The organism is Phaeobacter porticola (genome assembly GCF_001888185.1).
GTDB classification, from domain to species: domain Bacteria; phylum Pseudomonadota; class Alphaproteobacteria; order Rhodobacterales; family Rhodobacteraceae; genus Phaeobacter; species Phaeobacter porticola.
In genome coordinates this window covers 998313-1019383 of sequence record NZ_CP016364.1, presented here as the reverse complement: position 1 = coordinate 1019383, position 21071 = coordinate 998313, and the positions used below count along the sequence as shown (strand labels likewise).

Sequence of the window (21071 nt, the reverse complement as noted above, 5' to 3'; positions counted from 1 at the left end):
AATGGCGCTCCAATGGCGACCCCCGGGGATATTTTTGGCCAGAAGAAGCGCCCGGCGCTTACATCCGGAAGACGCCGAATTTGGTTTCCTCGATGGGCGCATTCAGTGCTGCCGAAAGTGACATCGCCAGCACATCCCGGCTCTTGCGTGGATCGATGATACCATCGTCCCATAGCCGCGCGGAGGCATAAAGCGGGTGGCTCTGCTCCTCGAACATATCGATGGTTGGCTGTTTGAAGGACGCTTCTTCCTCAGTGCTCCAGCTGCCGCCCTGGCGTTCGATGGCATCGCGCTTCACTGTCGCCAGCACCCCTGCCGCCTGCTCGCCGCCCATCACCGAGATGCGGGAGTTGGGCCAGGACCACAGGAAACGCGGCTGATAAGCCCGGCCCGACATGCCGTAGTTGCCCGCTCCGAAGGAGCCGCCGACCAGCATGGTCACTTTTGGCACATTGGTGGTGGCCACCGCCGTCACCATCTTGGCGCCGTGACGGGCGATGCCTTCGTTTTCGTATTTGCGCCCCACCATGAAGCCGGTGATATTCTGCAGAAAGACCAGCGGGATCTTGCGCTGGCTGCACAGTTCGACGAAATGCGCGCCTTTCTGGGCGGCTTCGGAAAACAGCACGCCATTGTTTGCGATGATGCCGATCGGACAGCCCTTGAGGTGGGCAAAACCGGTCACCAGCGTCTCGCCGAACCGTGGTTTAAATTCGTCAAAGCGGGAACCGTCGACCAGCCGCGCGATTACCTCTCGGATGTCATACGGCGTGCGCAGATCACCGGGCACCACGCCGAGGATTTCCTCGGGGTCGTAAGCCGGCTCTTCCGGGCTGGCCCAGTTCACCGTCAGCGGCTTGGTGATATTCAGCGACTGCACCGCACGCCGCGCCAGCGCCAGCGCGTGGGCGTCGTCTTCGGCCAGGTAATCGGCTACGCCGGACAGGCGGGTGTGCACATCGCCACCGCCCAGCTCCTCGGCACTGACAACCTCCCCCGTGGCGGCCTTCACCAGCGGCGGACCGGCGAGGAAGATGGTGCCCTGCTCCTTCACGATAATGGTCACATCCGACATGGCGGGCACATAAGCGCCGCCTGCCGTGCAGGAGCCCATGACGACGGCAATCTGCGGGATGCCTTTGGCCGACATCCGCGCCTGATTGTAGAAGATACGTCCGAAATGGTCGCGGTCAGGAAATACCTCATCCTGATTAGGCAGATTGGCCCCGCCTGAGTCGACCAGATAGATGCAGGGGAGACGGTTCTCCTCGGCAATCTCCTGCGCGCGCAGGTGTTTCTTGACCGTCATCGGGTAGTAGGTACCACCTTTCACGGTGGCGTCGTTGCAGACCACCATGACCTCTTGGCCGTGCACCCGGCCGATGCCCGCGATCACGCCCGCCGCAGGAGCAACCCCATCATACATACCATGCGCTGCAGTGGCACCGATCTCCAGAAACGGAGAGCCGGGGTCCAACAGGTTCGCCACCCGCCGGCGCGGCAGCATCTTGCCGCGGCCTTCGTGGCGGGCACGGGATTTCTCGCCGCCGCCCATGCGCGCGGCCTCTGCCGCCTCGCTGATCTGCGCCAGCGCATCCAGATGCGCCGCGCGGTTCTGTTTGAAGCCTTCAGAGGAAGGCATCGCCTTGGATGTGAGTTTCATGTCTACTCTCCCGTTGTAGGGTTGAGATCTTTATTCGCGGTTGGGGCAGCGTGTACCGGGTATACAACACTTTGGATCACTGGTTTGCCTCCCCGGTCATTCCGTCACTGCGCATCAGAATTCTTAGTTTGAGCCATTCTGAAAGTGCCTCCGAATAGCGGCACACCGTTTCGGACGACAAATTTGGGTCCGAAGTCTTGGTGCAATCGGGAGCGTCCCCCATAGCAGGCATGGGCAGGGACAGACCTGCAGGCCCGTTGTCATCAAGAACACTTTTGTCGAAGCCGGGCATCTGGCTAACGATGCGCGCTCCATCCGCCTCCAACCATGCCGCGGCGCTATCAGCACAGTGCTGCAAAGCCTTCATTTCTTGGCTTAGGTTACACATGCGGACGGCCTGCGAGACACATTGGGTGTCCATGGGCACGGCATAGCCAACATCGGGGACAAATCCAGCGCAAGCGCTCAGAAAACCGGCTGTATCAAAAACGGGGGTCGCCTCACCTGCCGCAGTGAGTGGAAAGGACGCGCCAAAAGCGCAAGCACAGGCCGAAAGAACGGAAAGGACCGGCTGTTTCATCACTTCCCCTCCTCCGCAGCCCGCGCCTTCAGATCCTTGCGGATGACCTTGCCGGTCACGGTCATCGGTAACGCATCCAGAAATTCCACCTCGCGGGGATAGGAGTATTGGGCGAGGCGCTGCTTGACGTAGTCTTGCAGATCTTTCTCCGCCGGAGAATGACCGGGTTTCAGCACCACATAGGCCTTCACGATTTCGGTGCGCAGCTCGTCCGGCTTACCCACCACACCCACAGTCGCCACCGCCGGATGGGTCATCAGACAATCCTCAATCTCCGCCGGGCCAATGCGATAACCAGCAGAGGTAATAACGTCATCCTCGCGCCCAACAAAGCGCAGATAGCCACCCTCCCAGATGCCACGATCTCCGGTGACCAGCCAGTCGCCGCGAAATTTCTCAGCCGTCGCATCAGGGCGGTTCCAGTACTCCAGCATCATCGAGGCAGCTCCCCGGCGCACGGCGACATCGCCTTCACCTTTGGTGGGGGTGCCGTCGGTGTCTATCACCTCAACCACACATCCCGGAACCGGCTTGCCGATGCAGCCCGGCCGCACGGGGAAATCAGCGGCGCAGGAGGACACCGTCATGTTGCATTCGGTCTGGCCGTAGAATTCATTGATGGTCACGCCCAGGTGACGCTGGCCCCAGGCGAGCATCTCTGCGCCCAGGGGCTCTCCTCCGGATGCGACCGAGCGCAGACCGTCGAGCCCCTGCCCCGCCGCCTTCAGTAAGCGCAGAGCTGTGGGAGGAAAGAAGGCATTTCGCACATCGCCCTGACGAATAATTTCGGCGCAGGCCTCCGGCGTAAATTTGTCCAGCCGGGCGGCGACAACCGGCACGCCCAGCGCCAGACCCGGCATCAGCACGTCGAACAGGCCGCCGATCCATGCCCAGTCGGCTGGGGTCCAGAGGCAATCCCCCGGCTGGCCGAGATGATCATGGCTGATGGCCACGCCCGGCAAATGGCCGGAGAGGACGCGGTGGCCATGCAGCGCGCCCTTGGCGCTGCCCGTGGTGCCGGACGTGTAGATGAGCACTGCCGGAGTCTCCGGCGTGGTTTCCGCATATGGGAGGAGGTGGCCGCTTTGGCTCGTGCTTGCGGACAGGACATCCGCCACCAGCACTGGTTGCGCCAATGTCCCGAGCTGCGCACCGCCTGCACCATCAGTCAGCACCAGTTCCACCCCTGCATCGCCGATACGCGAAGCCAGCGCGTCATGCTGGAACAGCTTGAACAACGGCACTGAAATGGCACCGATTTTCCATATCGCGAGATGTGCTACGGCGCAGTCGACAGATTGGCTGAGCAACACACCAACACGGTCGCCGGGCTGCACTCGCCGCATCAGATCGCGCGCCATCACATCGACCATCTGCCGCAGTTCGCCATAGCGGACATCCCGCCGCTTCCCGGTGGTCAGATCAATGAGGGCGACCTGCTCATCCGGATGATCCAGCGCCTGCGCCGCCATGTTCAGGCAGGACGGAAATTGCCATGCGCCATCCGTGCGCAATCCCTGGTACAATGTATGTCCAACCACGCTGCTCATGCCAAGACCTTCATGAAACGCATATCAGATGTGCAGTTTTTTCCTGCATTCCCAAAGGGAAAGCGGGCCGCTTCTTGATCCAGATCAGTGTTCTGTCGTTGCCTGAGGCGCATACATCTCCTGCAAACAAACGACCCGACCACGATAGAAGAGGGATAGCCCCAATGACCCGTATGGTTTCCGCCCTGGCTCTTAGCGCTGCACTTGCAGCTCTGGCCGGCCCCGCCCTTGCACAGTCCCAGGGGGATTGGACCCTTGGCGTCGGTATCGCCAACGTCAATCCGAAGTCCGACAACGGCACCGTTGCCGGCGCAGCTGCGACAATTGATGACGATACCGCACTGACCTTCACTGCGGAGTATTTCATCCGCGACAACATCGGCATCGAACTTCTTGCCGCCAGCCCGTTCGAACATGATATCTCCTTGAACGGCGCCTATACCGCGACCACCAAGCACCTGCCGCCGACCCTGTCGGTCAACTACCACTTCCCGACACAGACCAAGTTCAAACCCTTTGTCGGCATCGGCATCAACTACACGACCTTCTTCGAGGAAAGCTCCCCCGCAGGTGTGATCTCGCTTGATGACAGTGTCGGACTGGCACTGAACCTTGGTGCGGACTGGCAGATCTCTGATCGCGGCGCACTGCGGGTGAACGTCCGCTACATGGACATCGAAACCGATGTGACCCTCAACGGCGCCAAAATCGGCACCGCCGAAATCGATCCGGTCACTGTTGGCTTTGGCTACGTTCACCGCTTCTGATCCTTTTGACGAGTAACAGACTGAGACGAGTATTTCAGGGAGGGGCGGCGGGCCGAGAGGCGCGCCGCTTTCTCGTCTTGCAGATAAATCCGCGCATCATACACACAGGCCGCCCTAGGGACCGCCCCAGGCACGAGCGTGGTTACATCTGGCTCATCAATTCACGACCGATCAGCATCCGGCGGATTTCCGACGTGCCCGCACCGATCTCCATCAGCTTGGCATCGCGGAAAATCCGACCAACCGGGTTGTCAGAGAGATAGCCGGCACCACCAAAGGCCTGCACCGCCTGATGCGCCTGGGTCATCGCAACCTCGGACGCATAAAGGCAGCAGGCTGCCGCATCCTGACGGGTCACGGTGCCCTTGTCGCAAGCCTTCGCAACCTCATAAACATAGGAACGGGCCGTGTTCATCGCAGTGTACATATCCGCGATCTTGCCCTGCATCAGCTGGAAGTTCCCGATGGGCTGGCCGAACTGCTTGCGCTCTTTCATATAGGGCATCATCTCATCCATGCAGGCCGCCATGATACCGGTACCAATCCCGGCCAGCACCACGCGCTCATAGTCGAGACCGGACATCAGGACGCGCACGCCCTTACCCTCTTCGCCCAGCACGTTTTCAAAAGGGACTTCCACGTCTTCGAAAACCAGCTCGGCGGTGTTAGAGCCACGCATCCCCAGCTTGTCGAAATGCTGCGAGGTGGAGAATCCTTTCATCTCTTTCTCAATCAGGAAGGCCGTCATACCCTTGGAGCCTGCATCCGGGTCCGTCTTAGCGTAGACCACCAGCGTGTCCGCATCGGGACCATTGGTGATCCAGTATTTGTTGCCGTTCAGACGGTAGTGGTCATTACGCTTCTCTGCACGCAAGGACATCGAGACGACGTCCGAGCCGGCGCCCGCCTCGGACATTGCCAGCGCGCCAACATGCTCGCCTGAAACCAGTCGCGGCAGGTATTTGGCCTTCTGCTCAGCATTGCCGTTCAATTTGATCTGATTGACACAAAGATTCGAATGCGCACCATAGGAGAGCGACACCGAAGCACTGGCTCGCGCGATTTCCTCAACGGCGACGGTATGGGCCAGGTAGGACATGCCAGCGCCGCCGAACTCCTCAGGCACGGTGATGCCGAGAAGACCCAGCTCCCCCATCTCCTGCCAGAGCTCTGCCGGAAATTCGTTTTTCTGATCAATCTCCTGCGCCATCGGGCGGACGCGCTCTTGCGCCCAGCGGTGCACCATGTCGCGCAGGGCATTCACATCTTCGCCCAGATCAAAGGTCATGCTTGCGTTGAACATCGTTTTCTCCTGAACTTGCCAGTTATTGAACAGTTGTTCATTAATTGCCACATCCCTCCCCCTCAGTCAACAACGCGTCACGTTGATGCCGGAATTATTCACCTATCCGCCCGCGCACCACTAGCCGTCGCCACACTGACGCCTTAGTCTGCCATTAGGAAAAAATTTACCAAAGCACGCAGAGATCCGGCCAGATGCAGAACTTGATCATAAATGGAACCTTCGACAGCGGATCTGCCAACTGGGGCGGCACCGACCTTGAGACCAGCTACACCGAGAACGCCTATCTCGGGAACGGCTCGTCCAATCGCGTTGCTGAGATGGACGGACAATCCGGCCAGACGACGATCATGGAGCAATCTTTCACCGTCAACAATCCAATCCAGACCGCGTTGACACTGGATGCCGCCCTACGCACAGCATCGCTGAACCAGGCCGGAACCGAAGGGTTCACCGTTGAAATTCTGGATGCGGGCGGGGCCGTTATCGCGTCGATGTCGGTATTGCCAACCACCAACAGCTTCACCCAGGCCAGTCTGAATGTCGATTTTCCCAGTGCGGGCCAATACACCCTGCGCCTGACAGAACTGGGCAGCGACAACAGTCTGGGCGCAATCGTTGACAATATTTCGCTGATGGTCTGCTTCTGCAATGGCACGCTGATCGAAACGGCTGAGGGCCCCCGCGCAATAGAGACATTGACGCCAGGGACTGTCATCCTGACCGAAAATGGACCGCGACCGTTGCGCTGGATCGGCAAGCGCAGCGTGTCGCCAGCACAGATGGCAGACAACGCCAAGCTCTGCCCGGTTCGGATCGAAGCAGGCGCGCTTGGCCCCGGACTGCCAAGTCAGCCGCTACAGGTCTCACGCCAGCATCGCATGCTGATCCGCTCGCGCGTGGCGAAGCGCATGTTTGGTCAATTCGAAGTGCTGATCCCAGCCATTCGCCTGACCGCCCTGCCCGGCATCTACGTCAACGAAGACCGCGCAGCTGTCACCTACTACCATATGCTGTTCGACAACCACGAGATCGTATTTGCAAATGGCGCGCCGAGTGAAAGCCTGCTGGTCACCGAACAGTCGCTCGCCGCCTTGTCGCCTGCCGCACAAGAAGAGCTGACACTGCTTTTCCCGGATCTGATCTGCGGCACAAGGCATTGCACCGAAAGCGCCAGACCCATCCCGCCGCATGCCAGACAAAAGCGGCTTGTTGCGCGGATCGGCAAGAACAATCGCGCCGCGCTGGATGCCATCTGAGCGGCAATTCTGCGCGGCCAGACCAACCTAAATCTGTCCGTGTTGGGCCCTTAGTTAGGGTCTGCCTGAAACACCGCCGCCACCTCTGCGCGGATGATGCGGGCAATCTGCGCGCAGTCCTCCAGCGAGAATGTCAACGGCACCCGCATATCAATAACCCCGTGCAGAACCCGGTCGCTTGCAGGCATCACTGGCGCCTCCGCATAGCGCCAGCTGTCATAGCGAGAGGTAAAAGCAACCGGTTCCGACGCGCCAAACCACTTCAGTTCGACGCCGCGCGCCGCACAACGGTTGAGAACCTCGGTTATATTCTGATCAGTCCAGTCCAGCAGCAGAAACTGGATGGAGGAGCCGACATAAAGTTCCTCGGCAGGACGCTCAACCATCATCAGACCCGGCGTGTCGCGCAGGCCCGCCTCAATCCGCTGATATCGGGCATTCCAGCGCTGCACCTGTTGATCAAGATCCCGCAACTGCGGACGCAGGATGGCCGCACGCAGATTGTCCATCCGCCCGGAGATGTTCGGCGTCTCATATTTGATGCGCTCAAATACCTCAGGTCCAGGCGCCGCGCGATGGCGGGAATAGAGCATATAGGACCCAGAGAGCATAATTGCGCGCGCAGCAATCTCGGGGTCGGAGGTCACCAGCAGGCCGCCCTCGCCTGAGTTCACATGCTTATAAGTCTGGCAAGAATAGCAGCCAACCGCACCGTGGCGTCCAGATAATACCCCGTTCCAGCGCGCGCCCATGGTGTGGGCGCAATCCTCGATCACGGTGACACCCGCAGCGTCGCAGATCGCCATCAACCGGTCGATATCACACAGATGCCCGCGCATATGCGACAGCATCAGAACGCGCGGGTGCCCGTCGACCGAAAGCTGCCGCTCCAGATCCTCCAGATCCAGCGTCAGCGCCTCAGTGACGCCGACATAGACCGGATCTGCGCCCACAGCCGCGATGGATCCCGGCACCGGCGCCAAGGTGAAGGCGTTGGTGAGAACCTTGTCGCCCGGCTTCACCCCGACTGCACGCAGCGCCGTCGCCAGAGCATAGCCGCCAGAGGCCACCGCCAGCGCATAGGGCGCGCCCATCTGGGTGGCAAATTCCTCTTCTAGGAGGGTCACCTCGCCCGCCTCACCTTCGGCGACGTTATAGCGGTGCAACCGCCCGTGACGCATCACCTCAACAGCGGCCTCAATAGCCTCTTCGGGGATGGGTTCCTGCTGGGTGAAACTACCGGTGAAAATCTCTGTCATCATGCGTTTGTCTGCGTCTGACTGCATAAGGTCAAGTCCCCGGTCTGCGACGCCAGAATGTCGCTAAAGCGGCAACAATCGCGCTGCCAGTGCAGGAAGGTCCTCGAACCGTTGCAGCAACGCTTCAGGCCGTAGCGCCTCAAGGTCGCCGCCGGACGGACCAAAGGTGACCAGCACCGAAGCAACACCGGCGGCGGCAGAGGTTTTGCGGTCGGTATCGGTATCACCAATCAGTATGGTTCGCTCCGGGTCTCCTCCCGCCCGGCGCGCGGCTTCGCGCAGGGGTTCGGGATCAGGTTTGCGCACAGGCAGAGTATCGGCTCCCACCAGCGAGTGGAACGCATCCCGCACACCCAGGCTGCGGGTCAGTTTCTCTGCCAGCGCCTCAGGCTTATTGGTGCATATACCCACACGAAACCCGTCCGCCTTCAATTGCTCAACCGCCTCCATGGCACCGGGATACATCACGGTATGATGGTCAATCGCGTCGCGATACTGCTCCAGCAGAACAGGATAATATTCCTCAACCAGGTCTTCGCTGTAGCGACCTGCCCGTTTCAGCCCTGCGGTCAGCATGCTCTTGCCGCCACGCAGCGCAACGCCTGCATCCCGTGGCAGGTGCAGCAGATCGCCAAGCCCCATCTTGCGAAAACACGCGTTGGCCGCCGCGAGCAAATCACCAGATGTATCCGCCAGAGTGCCGTCCAGATCGAAGATAACCGTTCGCATATTTGCCCTCTCTCGGCGCGTTTCCGCTACCACTTATTGCAAGCCGCAATCTTGTTTGATGGCGCTTTACCTTGCGCACCTGCTGTTAGCGGATAAAACGGGGGCGCTGAAAAGACAAAGAGAAAACAACACATGAGCACCGCCCTCGTCATTCTGGCCGCAGGCAAAGGCACCCGGATGAACTCCGACCTGCCCAAGGTTTTGCATCCAATTGCCCACGCACCGATGCTGGAACACGCGCTATCCGCAGGGCGCGCGCTGACGCCGGAGCACACCATTGTTGTGGCAGGTCACGGGGCGGACTACGTGCGCGCCATGATGGCCGATATCGACGAAGAGGCCAAAATTGTTGTTCAGGAAGAACAGCTTGGAACCGCGCATGCGGTGGCGCAGACCCGTGATGCCCTGTCCGATTTTGATGGCGATATCGTCGTGCTTTATGGCGACACACCCTTTGTCAGCGCTGAGACATTGCAGCGGATGCTGGCCGCACGACAGAACGCAGATCTGGTGGTGCTTGGCTTTACCGCGGCTGATCCGGCGCGCTATGGCCGGTTGGTCATGGATGGCGACAGTCTTGAGCGGATTGTCGAATATAAAGACGCAACCGAGGCGGAGCGAGCGATTGATTTTTGCAACTCAGGCCTGATGGCAGGTAATGCGGCGCAGATGTTTGCGCTGATTGACCAAGTCGACAGTGCCAATGCCTCCGGCGAATACTACCTCACTGATTTGGTGGAACTGGCCCGCGCTGCTGGGCTGCGCGTCACCGCTGTATCTTGCGACGAATCCGAGACCCTTGGTATCAATTCCCGCGCTGATCTGGCCGAGGCCGACCGTGTCTTCCAACAGCGCAAGCGCGCCGATCTGATGGCAGATGGTGTCACGCTGATGGACCCGGAGACGGTGTATCTGGCCTTTGATACTGTCATCGGTCGCGACACGATCATCGAACCCAATGTCGTCTTTGGCCCCGAGGTCACGGTGGAAAGCGGTGTGTTCATCCGGTCCTTCTCCCATTTTGAGGGCTGTCATATTTCGCGCGGCTCCAAGGTCGGCCCCTACGCCCGCCTGCGTCCCGGTGCGGAACTGGCCGAGAACACCCACATCGGCAATTTTGTGGAAATCAAGAATGCCGAAATCGCCGAGGGCGCCAAGGTCAACCACCTGAGCTATATTGGCGATGCCAGCGTGGGGGCCGAAACAAATATCGGCGCAGGCACAATCACTTGCAACTACGACGGCGTGATGAAACATCGCACCGAAATCGGCGCACGGGCCTTTATCGGCTCCAACACAATGCTGGTGGCCCCGGTGCGGATCGGCGATGAGGCCATGACCGCAACAGGTGCCGTGGTCACCAAATCGGTTGAGGACGGCGCGCTGGCGATTGCCCGCGCTGAACAGAAAAATAAACCGGGTCGCGCACGCAAGCTGATGGACATGCTGCGCGCAAAGAAGGCCCGTCTGAGCAAAGGAGCCGAATAATGTGTGGCATCGTCGGCGTTCTTGGCAATCATGAAGCAGCCCCCATTCTGGTCGAGGCGCTGAAGCGGCTTGAATATCGCGGTTATGACAGCGCAGGCATCGCCACGGTCAACGGTGGTGCTCTGGATCGCCGCCGCGCCGTCGGTAAACTGGTGAATCTCTCCGATCTACTGGTGCATGATCCGCTGCCCGGCAAATCCGGGATTGGTCACACCCGTTGGGCCACCCATGGTGCCCCGACTGTTGGCAATGCCCACCCCCACCGCGCCGGTGGGGTCGCGGTTGTCCACAATGGCATCATTGAGAACTTCAAGGATCTGCGCGAAGAGTTGGCGCAGAAAGGCATCACTTTTCAAACCGAGACCGACACCGAAACCGTCGCCCTGCTCTGCGAATTCCTTGTTTGTGAGGGTCTTGCGCCCATCGAGGCCGCGCGTAAAACCGTCGCGCGACTGGAGGGGGCCTTCGCACTGGCCTTCCTCTTTGAGGGCGCAGAGGATCTGATGATCGCCACGCGCAAAGGATCGCCTTTGGCGATTGGTCATGGTGACGGTGAGATGTTTGTCGGCTCCGACGCCATTGCGCTTGCCCCTTTCACCGATCAGATCACCTATCTGGAAGAGGGCGATTTTGCCGTGCTGACGCGCAACAGCCTTGAGATCCGGGATCAGCGCGGCGCCATCGCCAACCGCGAGAAACGCCAGATCCAGCTTGCCAACGCCCGTGTCGACAAGGACGGTCACAAGCATTTCATGGCCAAGGAAATCGCCGAACAGCCGGTGGCCATTGACCGCGCGTTGAAGGCCTATATGGGCGACGACGGACAGCTGTCGCTACCGGCTGAACTTGATTTCACCAAGATCGAACGACTGACCATGGTGGCCTGCGGCACCGCTTTCTACGCCTGCATGGTTGCGAAATACTGGTTCGAGCAGATTGCCCGCATGCCGGTTGAGGTCGATGTCGCCTCTGAGTTCCGTTACCGGGAACCGCCAGTCTCGGAGAAGACGCTGGCACTGTTTGTGTCACAATCGGGCGAGACCGCCGACACGCTGGCAGCGCTGCGCTACATGGACGGCAAAGCCCAGCAAATCGTAGGGCTGGTCAACGTCCCTGAAAGCTCCATTGCGCGAGAGAGCGATGTGATCCTGCCGCTGCATGCCGGCCCTGAAATTTCTGTCGCCTCGACCAAGGCATTCACTTGCCAGCTTACGATCTTATTGCTGCTCGCGTTGCGCGCCGCCGAACAGCGGGGTTTGCCCCTGCCAGACGGAATGCCCAATGATTTGCGAGCGATTCCCGGATTGATCCACCAGTCACTGGCGGGCGAAAAACAGATCACCGCATCTGCCCGTGGCCTTGCCGAAGCGCGGGATATTATTTTCCTTGGGCGAGGTCAGCTTTATCCATTGGCACTGGAGGGCGCGCTAAAGCTTAAGGAACTGAGCTATATTCACGCAGAAGGTTACGCCAGCGGCGAGCTAAAGCACGGCCCGATCGCATTGATTGATGAAAAAGTGCCGGTGGTCGTAATGGCACCACGTGATGCGCTGTTCGACAAGACCGTGTCAAACATGCAAGAAGTGATGGCGCGCGGCGGTAAGGTGATCCTGATCACCGATGCCGAAGGCGCCAAAATCGCGGGCGATGGCACCCATGAGGTGATTGTCATGCCGCAGGTTCCGGACAGCTTGGCCCCAATCCTCTATGCCGTACCGGCGCAACAGATCGCCTATTACACGGCCATCGCAAAAGGAACTGATGTGGACCAACCTCGCAATCTCGCAAAGTCGGTGACCGTAGAATGAGCGAACTTACACTTGAGACCGCCCTCACCGCGTTAGAAGCCGCTGCCGAACCTGACCGCGCCGCACAGATGGTCAGCTATCACAAGCAAAAGCGGCGCGTATTGGGTGTCCCCAATCCCACCATAAATGCCCTCAGTCAGGAATGGCGCCAAGAGTTGAGCGCCGGTGAAGACGGCGTTGCTACCCGCTGCTCTCTGGCGCAGGATCTCTGGGCCAGTGATGTTTTTGAAGCGCGCATTGCCGCTGCAAAGCTGCTGACGCAGGCGCGCATTAAAGAAGACACAGCGGTCTGGGAGCTGTTGCAAAGCTGGTTACCCGGTTTCGACAGTTGGGCCATTGCGGATCATGCGGCCTCGGCGATCCAGAAACGCCTGCAAGCCGCGCCTGAGCGGTTGGACATTGTTGAAGGTTGGACCACTTCGGAGCATATGTGGACACGGCGTGCGGCATTGGTATCGACCCTGCCCTGGGCCAAACTGCCAAATCCCAAGCCGGAAGAACTGGCGACACGTGAACGAATCCTAGGCTGGGCCGCTGCCTATGTGCCGGATCGCAACTGGTTTATGCAGAAATCCATTGCGTGGTGGCTGCGTGACCTCAGCAAACATGATGCTGACCGCACTCGCGCCTTTCTCGCAGAGCATGGAGAGGCGATGAAGCCCTTTGCCCGCAAAGAGGCCGCGAAATACCTCCCTGCCGCCGCCGTTTTCGACGTGGACAGCCAATAGGGTTGACTAGAGACCTCTGAATGAACAACGGCGCGAAGATCCCCCTCGCGCCGTTGCCGTATCTTTGGAAGTCGAGTTAACGGATCAGGCTGCGGGCAAGACCTGAAGCTCCACCAATTCTGTCAGCGGCAGGCCAAGTGCCCGCATCGCATCGATGGACAACCGACTGCCCGCGCTGGCATCGCCCGCAATCGGGCGCAGTGTCAGTGTCACCTCCGTGCCCTTTGGCGAACGAACGCGTGCCTGTTGCGCGCTGCCAACCAAGGGGGTCTCCAGCCACAAGCCCGGCTGAGAAGGATCGCCAAGGCTTGCCACAGTAGATGCCTGGCCGGTGTAGCCACCAGAGGCCACCGGTGCCGACCTGCCATCAAGTGGGGTTTGCTCGATACCTGGCGCCAACGGGACAGTTCCAACCGGATCGCCAATTGCCCCCGATGGCAGATCCACCTGACCCGAGGGCGACCGCGCGCCTAAAACAGAGGAATTCCACTGCATTTGGCCACAGGCCCCAAGCAGCACGAAAGATGAAAAGATCAAGACAGAATTACGCATAAGGCGACACTAGCTCTCACCTCACGGCTTTGCTAGCGGCAATCCCCCATTCGGCCAAACTCAGCCCTTGCCGCAAGCGCCCCCCCGCTTTACCTAAGGTGTATGACTGCTCCGCTCATTGATCCCTTCGCCCGCGCCATCACGTACCTGCGCGTTTCGGTCACCGACCGCTGCGATTTTCGCTGCGTCTACTGCATGTCCGAAAACATGACCTTCCTGCCAAAGAAGGATCTGTTGACGTTGGAGGAGCTGGACCGCATGTGTTCGACCTTCGTCAACCTCGGTGTAGAGAAGCTGCGCATTACCGGTGGCGAACCGCTGGTGCGCCGGGGCATTATGACTTTCTTTCGCTCCATGACCCGACATCTGGAAAGCAACGCCCTGAAAGAGCTGACCCTAACAACCAATGGCTCGCAGCTGGAGAAATATGCGCAGGACCTCTACGATGCAGGTGTGCGGCGGGTGAATGTTTCGCTTGATACCATCGATGAGGGTAAATTCGCCGAGATCACCCGCTGGGGCCGCCTGCCACAGGTGCTGCGCGGCATTGATGCCGCACAGAAGGCCGGACTGCGGATCAAGATCAATGCCGTCGCTCTCAAGGGTTTCAACGAAGACGAGCTGCCGACGATCACCCAATGGTGCGCTGAGCGTGACATGGATCTCACCTGGATCGAGGTGATGCCGATGGGCGATATCGGCAATGAAAACCGGCTGGGCCAATATTGGTCGCTGAAGGATGTTCGTCGCAGCTACGAGGATCATTTCACGGTTACAGATCTGACCGAGCGCACAGGTGGGCCCGCCCGTTATGTCCGGCTAGAGGAAACCGGTCAGAAAATCGGCTTCATCACACCGCTGTCGCATAATTTCTGCGAAAGCTGCAACCGCGTGCGGCTGACTTGTACAGGTGAGTTATACATGTGCCTCGGCCAAGAGGACATGGCAGACCTGCGTGCCCCCCTGCGCGACCACCCCGAGGACGAACAAGCGCTGGAAACCGCAATTCGCGCGGCCATCACCCTGAAACCCAAGGGACATGATTTTGACTACTCCCGCCAAAAGCTGGACGGGCAGATGCCCCGCCACATGAGCCACACCGGCGGCTGAAATGACCAGCCTTAAATCCAGCGCACCGCCGCTGCTGTTTCACTTGTACCGTGGCGTGACCGCATTGCTGGCGCCTTTTGCGTTTCGCAAGGTGGCGGGCAAGCTGGCGGCGCATGGCGTGACCCCGGTGCGCCAACGCGAGCGGCTCGGCTACGCCAGTCAGCCCCGCCCTACCCCAATGTCCTCAGATGACAGTTCTGCCCCGCTACTATGGTTTCACGGAGCATCGGTCGGTGAGAGCCTGGCCGCATTGAGCCTGATCGACAAACTGGCTCCGCGCCTGCCCCGAGCAGAGTTTCTCCTGACCTCCGGTACGGCCAGCTCGGCAGAGATGATGGCAAAACGTATGCCCGCACGCTGCCGCCACCAGTTTGCCCCACTCGACAGCAGCACGGCCGTGCAACGGTTCCTGCGTCACTGGCAACCGGATGCGGCACTCTTTGTCGAAAGCGAACTGTGGCCAGTGACCCTGGACGCCGCCAAACATGCCGGCGTGCGCCTGGCTCTGGTCAACGCACGTCTGTCGGATCGCTCCGTAGAGCGGTGGAAGTCCAAACCGGCAACGGCGGCCTTTGTCATGCAGAAATTTGATATTCTGCTCAGTCAAAATCCGCAGATGGGCCAAACGCTCATTGAATTGGGCGCGGATGCTGCGCGCGTCCATCCCAGTGGCAATCTGAAAGCAGGCTCAGCACCGTTACCAGTCGACAAACAGGCGCTCGACGACCTGCGCTCTGCCCTTGGCACACGTCCTGCTTGGATTGCAAGCTCGACCCATCAGGGCGAGGAAGAGACGGTGATTGCCGCGCATAAGGCTCTGCTGGCTGAGTTTCCCGCGCTGTGCCTGCTGCTCGCCCCACGCCACCCCGAGCGCGCTGAAGAGATCACCACGCTGATCCGCAAAGCGGGTCTGAGCATGGCGCGCCGCAGCGAGGGACAACCGCTCACGGCTGACACGCAGATTTATCTGGCTGATACGCTGGGCGAAGTTGGGACCTGGTACGCACTGTCGCCCATTGTATTTCTTGGTGGCTCTCTTGCGCCGATCGGCGGTCATAATCCGTTTGAGGTGGCTCAGGCAGGTGCTGCCGTCATCACCGGTCCCGGCTATTCCAATTTCGCCGAAACCTTCCCGCCGCTCATTGCTGCCGGTGGTGCGGTTGAAGTCACCGATGCGTCGACACTGGCCAAAGCGGTACAGAACTGGTTGCAAGACCCCACTGCCCTAACAAAGGCGCGCGCTGCTGCCCATGACGTGGTCACCACCCAGGCCGCAGCACTGGAGGGCGTGGTGGATCTGCTGATCGACCATCTGGCGCTGGCGCCTGCCGCAGCAGACAACTGAGCGGGACTGAACAAATGGCTGACCTGTTCGTCACCAATTTCAATCGCAACTTTACCGGTGTGTCAGCAACAGCGGCCAATGTGATCCGTCAACAGGCCAACCGCTATGATATGGCACTGATAGGACGCTCACTGCCCGGCTGCCCCGTTCCCGTTTCTATAGCCGCCGCTCGCGCGGCCTCGCGTCACCATGATCCTGCCAAATCCTTTGCGATTTGGCATGTTCGGCGCAATACGGAAATGCGCGCTGCGATCTGGGCACGCGACGTCCTGCGGCTGCCGGTTAGGATTGTCTTCACCTCGGCGGCGCAGCGGCGGCATTCTGCGTTCCCGCGCTGGCTGATCTCGCGCATGGATGCGGTCGTGGCGACGACGGACGCCGCCGCAGGCTTTGTACCCAATGTGCGCGCTGTGGTGCCCCATGGCGTGGATACAGATCTCTTTATCCCGGCAGAAAACCGCAGGTCTGCCTGGGCGGCGTTGGGATATGGCGGCGCGCAGGGGCTTGCCACCATCGGGCGTATTCGCCCGGAGAAGGGCACCGATCTCTTTATTGACACCATGCTGCGGTTGCTGCCGGCGCATCCCGGAACTGTCGCATTGGTCATTGGCCGCGCAGCACGGGAACATCAGGCATTTCTGAAGGGATTGCAGACCCGCATCGCGGCGGCAGGATTAAGTGACCGGATTATTTTTACTGGTGAGATCCCGGCCAGCAACCTGCCACGGGTGATGCGTGCATTATCGTTGGTGATGCAACTGCCCCGCTATGAGGGCTACGGCATGGCCCCGCTGGAAGGGCTGGCCAGTGCCGTCCCCTTTGTTGGCTCTGACACCGGATACTACCGCGCGTTTTCGGCGCAGGGCAAGGTTGGTACTGTGGTTCCACTTCAGGCCACAGAGCAGGCCGCGACTGCTGCAGGGCAACTGCTGTCAGCGCCAGATCGTCTTGCCGTGATGGCACGTGCGGGGCGCGATCTGGCGGTCCACGCCTTCAGCGCCCATGCGGAAGCAGATGGCATCGACGCCGTTTATCAGGAGCTCTGGTCTGAAGGCTGACCCGCCTCTCAGACGGTCGGCAAACGCAAATCGCCCGCCCCAGACAGGGACGGGCGTTCTGGTCTTCATGCCTAAGTCTAGATTAGATCAGGCGGCAGGCATACGCTGTTCTACGATTTCCGCCCACCAGCTGCAGCCAGCCGGGATCGCATCGTCGTTGAAGTTGTATTCCGGGTGATGCACTGCGGCTGTGTCGCCGTTGCCGACCAGGATATAGGCACCTGGGCGCTCTTCCAGCATAAAGGCAAAGTCCTCACCGCCCATCACCAACGGTGCGTCCTCGCAGCTGCCAGAAATGTCGCTGGCAACCTTGGCTGCAAATTCGGTCTGCTCTTCATGGTTCACCATCACCGGATATCCACGATGATAGGTCACATCTGCTGTGCCACCAAAGGTAGCGGCGACGCCTGCGCAGATCTCGTTGAGGCGTTTCTCGGCTAGGTCGCGCATCTCACCCGACATAGTGCGCACAGTACCTTTGATGTGAACGCTCTGCGGGATCACGTTGAACGCCTTGGAGGACGTCTCAAACGAGGTGACCGATACCACGATCTGATGCACGGGATCTGCGTTGCGCGAGGCGATGGTTTGCAGCGCCAAAACCGCCTGCGCCGACATCACGGTGGTGTCGATGGTTTCCTGCGGCTTCGCCGCATGGCCACCGCGCCCTTCAAAGGTGATGTCGAACTGGTCAGTTGCGGCAAAAAAGGCACCAGGACGGATTGCAAAGGAGCCAATGGGACGGCCCGGCCAATTGTGCATGCCGTAAACCTCCTGAATATTCCAGCGGTCCATCATGCCATCATCGCACATTTCTTTGCCGCCGCCGCCGCCTTCTTCGGCAGGTTGAAAGATCACCACAACGGTTCCATCGAAATTTCGCGTCTCCGAGAGGTACTTTGCCGCGCCGAGCAGCATCGCAGTATGGCCATCATGACCGCAGGCATGCATCGCGCCATCCGTTTTGGACGCATAGTCCAATCCGGTCTGCTCGTGAATCGGCAGCGCATCCATATCCGCGCGCAGGCCAATCACCTTGCCCGCGCTATCGCTCTTACCTTTGATCACGCCAACCACGCCGGTGCGACCAATACCGGTCACGATTTCATCGCAACCAAATTCCTTCAGCTTGTCCGCCACCAATGCGCTGGTACGGTGAGTTTCAAACAGGATCTCAGGGTTTTCGTGGATGTCACGTCGCCAAGCTGTGATTTCTGTCTGCATCTCGGCAAAACGATTCTTAACAGGCATTTTAAGGTCCTTTTGGTTGAATGCGCGCGCCAATCCGGCGTGCGGTGTTCGGGTGAATGGGTATTGCACAGGCAATCACGTGTTTAGGGCAAAGGCATACGTTGTTCGATCAGTGTCACGAACCAGCTGCACCCCGCTGGAATCGCTTCGTCGTTGAAGTCGTAGGAAGGATGGTGCAGCGCGGCAGTGGGGCCATTGCCCAATCTGATCATCGCGCCGGGGCGCTCTTGCAGCATAAAGGAGAAATCCTCTCCGCCCATCGACAGCGGCACAGGCTCGCAGCCACCGGCCACGGCCAAGGCCGCAGCATAAGCGTGGTGTGTAGCCGTTTCGTCATTGATGGTAACAGGCACACCATTCACAAACTCCACCGCAGCCGTGCAGCCAAAGGTCTGGGCAACAGCATTCGTCACTGCCCGCAAACGTTCCGGGATCTGCGCACGGACGGCGGGCGAATGGGTGCGAATGGTGCCTTTCACCTCTGCACGGTCGGGGATGACGTTAAAGGCCTTTGACGACGTCTCGGCAGAGGTCACAGACAAGACAGCCTGCATTACCGGATCGACATTGCGCGAAACGATGGACTGAAGGGCCGTGATCAGAGTGCACATCATCACGGTGGTATCCACAGTGTCCTGCGGCTTTGCAGCGTGACCGCCGCGCCCCTGCAAGCGAATGACGAACTCGTCGACAGAGGCAAGAATCGGTCCTGGCCGCAGCGCGAATTTCCCCAGCTCCAGCCCCGGTGAATTGTGAATGGCATAGACCTCATCAATACCGAAACGGTCCATCAACCCATCCTTGCACATGGCCTCAGCACCATTGCCGCCCTCTTCGGCAGGCTGAAAGATCACCACCACCGTGCCGTCGAAATTGCGGGTTTCCGCGAGGTATTTTGCCGCCCCCAGCAACATCGCGGTATGCCCGTCATGGCCGCAGGCGTGCATCGCGCCATCCGTTTTGGAGGCATGCGGCAGGCCGGTATTCTCTGCCATAGGAAGCGCATCCATATCGGCACGCAGGCCAATGGCACGCCCCTGACTGTCTGAACGGCCGCTTATAACGCCTACAACTCCGGTGCGGCCAACGCCGGTCACCACCTCGTCGCAGCCAAAGGCATGCAGTTTGTCGGCGACCAGGGCACTGGTGCGATGTGTCTCGTAGAGGATTTCCGGGTGCTGATGAATGTCCCGTCGCCAGGCAGTGATTTCGGCGTGCATTTCAGCAAAGCGGTTCTTCACGGGCATCGGGTCATCCTCAGGCTGCGGGCATACGTCGTTCGACCAGTTCGGCAAACCAGCTGCACCCCAGCGGGATCGCTTCATCGTCGAAATCATAGGCCGGATGGTGGCACATGGCGGTGTCGCCGTTGCCAAGGAAGATATAGGCGCCGGGACGCTCTTCCAGCATATAGGCGAAATCCTCTGACGGCATGATCGGATCGGTATCATCCGTTACCTTGGCCGCCACAGCACGCGCCGCCTCAACCGCATACCCCGTCTCGGCTGCGGTGTTGATCGTCACCGGATAGCCCGGCGTCCAGATCACCTCGGCCTTGGCCCCATAGGCGTGCGCCACATCTTCGGCGATGCGGCGCACGCGGATTTCAGCCTGCCCCCTACATTCACTTTCCAATGTGCGCACAGTGCCCAGCAAGCGGGCGGTATGCGCAATGACGTTGGAGGCGGTGCTGTCCGTTTCAAATGTACCGACCGTCAGTACGACATGTTTCAACGGGTCGATATTGCGCGAAACGATAGAATGCAGCGACACCACGATCTGCGAGGCGACCAGCGTGGTATCAATGGCCTCATGCGGGGTTGCGGCATGGCCGCCAACACCGGTCACGATGATCTCGAATTCATCGGAAGAGGCCAGCAGCGGCCCCGGGCGAATGGCGAACTCTCCCACCGGGATGCCCGGCGCATTGTGCAGCCCATAGACTTCCTGAATACTCCAGCGATCCATTAGCCCGTCGTCGCACATCGCCTTGCCTCCGGCGCCACCTTCCTCAGCTGGTTGAAAGATCAGCACAACACGGCCATCGAAGTTACGTGTCTCAGCAAGGTATTTCGCCGTACCTAACAAAATGGAGGTGTGCCCATCGTGGCCACAGGCATGCATCAGCCCTGGTGATTGCGAGGCATAGTCCAGCCCTGTCGCCTCAGTGATCGGCAGAGCATCCATATCCGCGCGCAGGCCAATGACACGGCCCGAAGTATCAGTATTGCCCTCGATCACAGCCACAACACCGGTCCGGCCAATCCCGGTGGTGATGTCAGTGATGCCAAAGCTGCGGAGCTTCTCCTCGACGAAGGCAGCGGTCTTATGCACCTCATAGAGCAATTCCGGCATCTGATGCAGGTGACGACGCCAACCAGTGATCTCGGCGTGCATTTCAGACAGACGGTTCTTGATCGGCATACGCGTTTCCTTCCAATTGGCCCGTTCCGCGCCAGCGATTGTCACGGCGCAAGGGACAGGTTCACCCACCAAACCTATCACGCATCAGCTCTGGACATGGCGGTGGTGGCGGGCGGGTCCCAGACAAGCGACAGCGCGTTCGGCAGGGTCTTCGGGCACTCTCTGCCAAAAAACTTGCCTTATCAAGTAACCAGGTG

Annotated in this window: 18 protein-coding genes; 8 read left to right on the top strand and 10 right to left on the bottom strand. The window is 59.8% G+C overall.

Translation table 11 applies throughout. The features are described 5' to 3' along the window. Nucleotides 1–58: 58 nt before the first annotated feature. From PhaeoP97_RS04955 to PhaeoP97_RS04945, 3 genes are all read right to left on the bottom strand, one after another. The gene (locus tag PhaeoP97_RS04955) at nucleotides 59–1663 is read right to left on the bottom strand and encodes a carboxyl transferase domain-containing protein (RefSeq protein WP_072504138.1); all 1605 of its coding nucleotides are present in this window, start codon (nucleotides 1661–1663) and stop codon (nucleotides 59–61) included. Between the two features lie 76 nt (nucleotides 1664–1739). Continuing rightward, nucleotides 1740–2243: a hypothetical protein gene (locus PhaeoP97_RS04950; RefSeq protein WP_072504137.1), complete on the bottom strand. Its 504-nt coding sequence runs from the start codon at nucleotides 2241–2243 to the stop codon at nucleotides 1740–1742. Beyond that, entirely contained in the window at nucleotides 2243–3793 is a 1551-nt protein-coding gene (locus PhaeoP97_RS04945) for an AMP-binding protein (protein ID WP_072504136.1), read from the bottom strand. Before PhaeoP97_RS04945 ends, PhaeoP97_RS04950 begins: the two co-directional genes overlap by 1 nt. Nucleotides 3794–3957: 164 nt before the next feature. Between PhaeoP97_RS04945 and PhaeoP97_RS04940 the strand changes: the two genes are divergently transcribed. After that, nucleotides 3958–4560: an OmpW/AlkL family protein gene (locus PhaeoP97_RS04940; protein WP_072504135.1), complete on the top strand. Its 603-nt coding sequence runs from the start codon at nucleotides 3958–3960 to the stop codon at nucleotides 4558–4560. A gap of 142 nt (nucleotides 4561–4702) precedes the next feature. Here PhaeoP97_RS04940 and PhaeoP97_RS04935 read toward each other — a convergent pair whose 3' ends face one another. Continuing rightward, nucleotides 4703–5863, bottom strand: a complete 1161-nt coding sequence (locus PhaeoP97_RS04935; RefSeq protein ID WP_072504134.1) for an isovaleryl-CoA dehydrogenase — start codon at nucleotides 5861–5863, stop codon at nucleotides 4703–4705. A gap of 194 nt (nucleotides 5864–6057) precedes the next feature. Between PhaeoP97_RS04935 and PhaeoP97_RS04930 the strand changes: the two genes are divergently transcribed. Then, nucleotides 6058–7122: a Hint domain-containing protein gene (locus PhaeoP97_RS04930; RefSeq protein WP_072504133.1), complete on the top strand. Its 1065-nt coding sequence runs from the start codon at nucleotides 6058–6060 to the stop codon at nucleotides 7120–7122. Between the two features lie 50 nt (nucleotides 7123–7172). Here PhaeoP97_RS04930 and PhaeoP97_RS04925 read toward each other — a convergent pair whose 3' ends face one another. Together PhaeoP97_RS04925 and PhaeoP97_RS04920 are read right to left on the bottom strand one after the other, a co-directional pair. Beyond that, nucleotides 7173–8381 (bottom strand): DegT/DnrJ/EryC1/StrS family aminotransferase, encoded by a 1209-nt coding sequence (locus tag PhaeoP97_RS04925; RefSeq protein WP_072506303.1) that lies wholly within the window; start codon nucleotides 8379–8381, stop codon nucleotides 7173–7175. A 63-nt stretch (nucleotides 8382–8444) separates the two neighbouring features. Beyond that, the gene (locus PhaeoP97_RS04920) at nucleotides 8445–9110 is read right to left on the bottom strand and encodes an HAD-IA family hydrolase (RefSeq protein ID WP_072504132.1); all 666 of its coding nucleotides are present in this window, start codon (nucleotides 9108–9110) and stop codon (nucleotides 8445–8447) included. Nucleotides 9111–9242: 132 nt separating this feature from the next. Here PhaeoP97_RS04920 and glmU point away from each other — a divergent pair, with 132 nt between their 5' ends. Genes glmU through PhaeoP97_RS04905 form a run of 3 tightly spaced genes read left to right on the top strand, consistent with a single transcriptional unit; the run spans nucleotide 9243 to nucleotide 13134 of the window. Next, nucleotides 9243–10598: a bifunctional UDP-N-acetylglucosamine diphosphorylase/glucosamine-1-phosphate N-acetyltransferase GlmU gene (gene glmU / locus PhaeoP97_RS04915; protein ID WP_072504131.1), complete on the top strand. Its 1356-nt coding sequence runs from the start codon at nucleotides 9243–9245 to the stop codon at nucleotides 10596–10598. Further along, on the top strand, nucleotides 10598–12406 hold the full coding sequence (gene glmS, locus PhaeoP97_RS04910) for a glutamine--fructose-6-phosphate transaminase (isomerizing) (protein WP_072504130.1): 1809 nt from the start codon (nucleotides 10598–10600) through the stop codon (nucleotides 12404–12406). Before glmU ends, glmS begins: the two co-directional genes overlap by 1 nt. Next, the gene (locus tag PhaeoP97_RS04905; RefSeq protein WP_072504129.1) at nucleotides 12403–13134 is read left to right on the top strand and encodes a DNA alkylation repair protein; all 732 of its coding nucleotides are present in this window, start codon (nucleotides 12403–12405) and stop codon (nucleotides 13132–13134) included. The genes glmS and PhaeoP97_RS04905 overlap by 4 nt, the downstream gene beginning before the upstream one ends. An 84-nt stretch (nucleotides 13135–13218) precedes the next feature. On the opposite strand, the gene PhaeoP97_RS04900 is transcribed toward PhaeoP97_RS04905, so the two are convergent. After that, the gene (locus tag PhaeoP97_RS04900) at nucleotides 13219–13686 is read right to left on the bottom strand and encodes a hypothetical protein (RefSeq protein WP_072504128.1); all 468 of its coding nucleotides are present in this window, start codon (nucleotides 13684–13686) and stop codon (nucleotides 13219–13221) included. Between the two features lie 102 nt (nucleotides 13687–13788). Between PhaeoP97_RS04900 and moaA the strand changes: the two genes are divergently transcribed. Genes moaA through PhaeoP97_RS04885 form a run of 3 tightly spaced genes read left to right on the top strand, consistent with a single transcriptional unit; the run spans nucleotide 13789 to nucleotide 17199 of the window. Further along, nucleotides 13789–14796, top strand: coding sequence for a GTP 3',8-cyclase MoaA (gene moaA, locus PhaeoP97_RS04895; RefSeq protein ID WP_072504127.1), 1008 nt, complete (start codon nucleotides 13789–13791; stop codon nucleotides 14794–14796). A 1-nt stretch (nucleotide 14797) separates the two neighbouring features. Continuing rightward, nucleotides 14798–16141: a 3-deoxy-D-manno-octulosonic acid transferase gene (locus tag PhaeoP97_RS04890; protein WP_072504126.1), complete on the top strand. Its 1344-nt coding sequence runs from the start codon at nucleotides 14798–14800 to the stop codon at nucleotides 16139–16141. A gap of 14 nt (nucleotides 16142–16155) precedes the next feature. Then, entirely contained in the window at nucleotides 16156–17199 is a 1044-nt protein-coding gene (locus tag PhaeoP97_RS04885; protein ID WP_072504125.1) for a glycosyltransferase family 4 protein, read from the top strand. Nucleotides 17200–17286: 87 nt separating this feature from the next. On the opposite strand, the gene PhaeoP97_RS04880 is transcribed toward PhaeoP97_RS04885, so the two are convergent. The 3 genes from PhaeoP97_RS04880 to PhaeoP97_RS04870 all read right to left on the bottom strand — a co-directional run bounded on the left by PhaeoP97_RS04880 (nucleotide 17287) and on the right by PhaeoP97_RS04870 (nucleotide 20874). Beyond that, nucleotides 17287–18450, bottom strand: coding sequence for a M20 aminoacylase family protein (locus tag PhaeoP97_RS04880; protein ID WP_072504124.1), 1164 nt, complete (start codon nucleotides 18448–18450; stop codon nucleotides 17287–17289). 83 nt (nucleotides 18451–18533) lie between these two features. Further along, nucleotides 18534–19697: a M20 aminoacylase family protein gene (locus PhaeoP97_RS04875; RefSeq protein WP_072504123.1), complete on the bottom strand. Its 1164-nt coding sequence runs from the start codon at nucleotides 19695–19697 to the stop codon at nucleotides 18534–18536. Between the two features lie 10 nt (nucleotides 19698–19707). After that, nucleotides 19708–20874 carry a M20 aminoacylase family protein gene (locus tag PhaeoP97_RS04870; RefSeq protein ID WP_072504122.1) on the bottom strand — a complete coding sequence of 389 codons (1167 nt, stop codon included), beginning with the start codon at nucleotides 20872–20874 and terminating at the stop codon, nucleotides 19708–19710. Nucleotides 20875–21071: the final 197 nt, after the last annotated feature.

What these genes read in the sequence shown, in the direction of transcription:
- PhaeoP97_RS04955 (WP_072504138.1), bottom strand. Translation starts at nt 1,663, where the DNA reads ATGAAACTCACATCCAAGGCGATGCCTTCCTCTGAAGGCTTCAAACAG.
- PhaeoP97_RS04950 (WP_072504137.1), bottom strand. Translation starts at nt 2,243, where the DNA reads ATGAAACAGCCGGTCCTTTCCGTTCTTTCGGCCTGTGCTTGCGCTTTT.
- PhaeoP97_RS04945 (WP_072504136.1), bottom strand. Translation starts at nt 3,793, where the DNA reads ATGAGCAGCGTGGTTGGACATACATTGTACCAGGGATTGCGCACGGAT.
- PhaeoP97_RS04940 (WP_072504135.1), top strand. Translation starts at nt 3,958, where the DNA reads ATGACCCGTATGGTTTCCGCCCTGGCTCTTAGCGCTGCACTTGCAGCT.
- PhaeoP97_RS04935 (WP_072504134.1), bottom strand. Translation starts at nt 5,863, where the DNA reads ATGTTCAACGCAAGCATGACCTTTGATCTGGGCGAAGATGTGAATGCC.
- PhaeoP97_RS04930 (WP_072504133.1), top strand. Translation starts at nt 6,058, where the DNA reads ATGCAGAACTTGATCATAAATGGAACCTTCGACAGCGGATCTGCCAAC.
- PhaeoP97_RS04925 (WP_072506303.1), bottom strand. Translation starts at nt 8,381, where the DNA reads ATGACAGAGATTTTCACCGGTAGTTTCACCCAGCAGGAACCCATCCCC.
- PhaeoP97_RS04920 (WP_072504132.1), bottom strand. Translation starts at nt 9,110, where the DNA reads ATGCGAACGGTTATCTTCGATCTGGACGGCACTCTGGCGGATACATCT.
- glmU (WP_072504131.1), top strand. Translation starts at nt 9,243, where the DNA reads ATGAGCACCGCCCTCGTCATTCTGGCCGCAGGCAAAGGCACCCGGATG.
- glmS (WP_072504130.1), top strand. Translation starts at nt 10,598, where the DNA reads ATGTGTGGCATCGTCGGCGTTCTTGGCAATCATGAAGCAGCCCCCATT.
- PhaeoP97_RS04905 (WP_072504129.1), top strand. Translation starts at nt 12,403, where the DNA reads ATGAGCGAACTTACACTTGAGACCGCCCTCACCGCGTTAGAAGCCGCT.
- PhaeoP97_RS04900 (WP_072504128.1), bottom strand. Translation starts at nt 13,686, where the DNA reads ATGCGTAATTCTGTCTTGATCTTTTCATCTTTCGTGCTGCTTGGGGCC.
- moaA (WP_072504127.1), top strand. Translation starts at nt 13,789, where the DNA reads ATGACTGCTCCGCTCATTGATCCCTTCGCCCGCGCCATCACGTACCTG.
- PhaeoP97_RS04890 (WP_072504126.1), top strand. Translation starts at nt 14,798, where the DNA reads ATGACCAGCCTTAAATCCAGCGCACCGCCGCTGCTGTTTCACTTGTAC.
- PhaeoP97_RS04885 (WP_072504125.1), top strand. Translation starts at nt 16,156, where the DNA reads ATGGCTGACCTGTTCGTCACCAATTTCAATCGCAACTTTACCGGTGTG.
- PhaeoP97_RS04880 (WP_072504124.1), bottom strand. Translation starts at nt 18,450, where the DNA reads ATGCCTGTTAAGAATCGTTTTGCCGAGATGCAGACAGAAATCACAGCT.
- PhaeoP97_RS04875 (WP_072504123.1), bottom strand. Translation starts at nt 19,697, where the DNA reads ATGCCCGTGAAGAACCGCTTTGCTGAAATGCACGCCGAAATCACTGCC.
- PhaeoP97_RS04870 (WP_072504122.1), bottom strand. Translation starts at nt 20,874, where the DNA reads ATGCCGATCAAGAACCGTCTGTCTGAAATGCACGCCGAGATCACTGGT.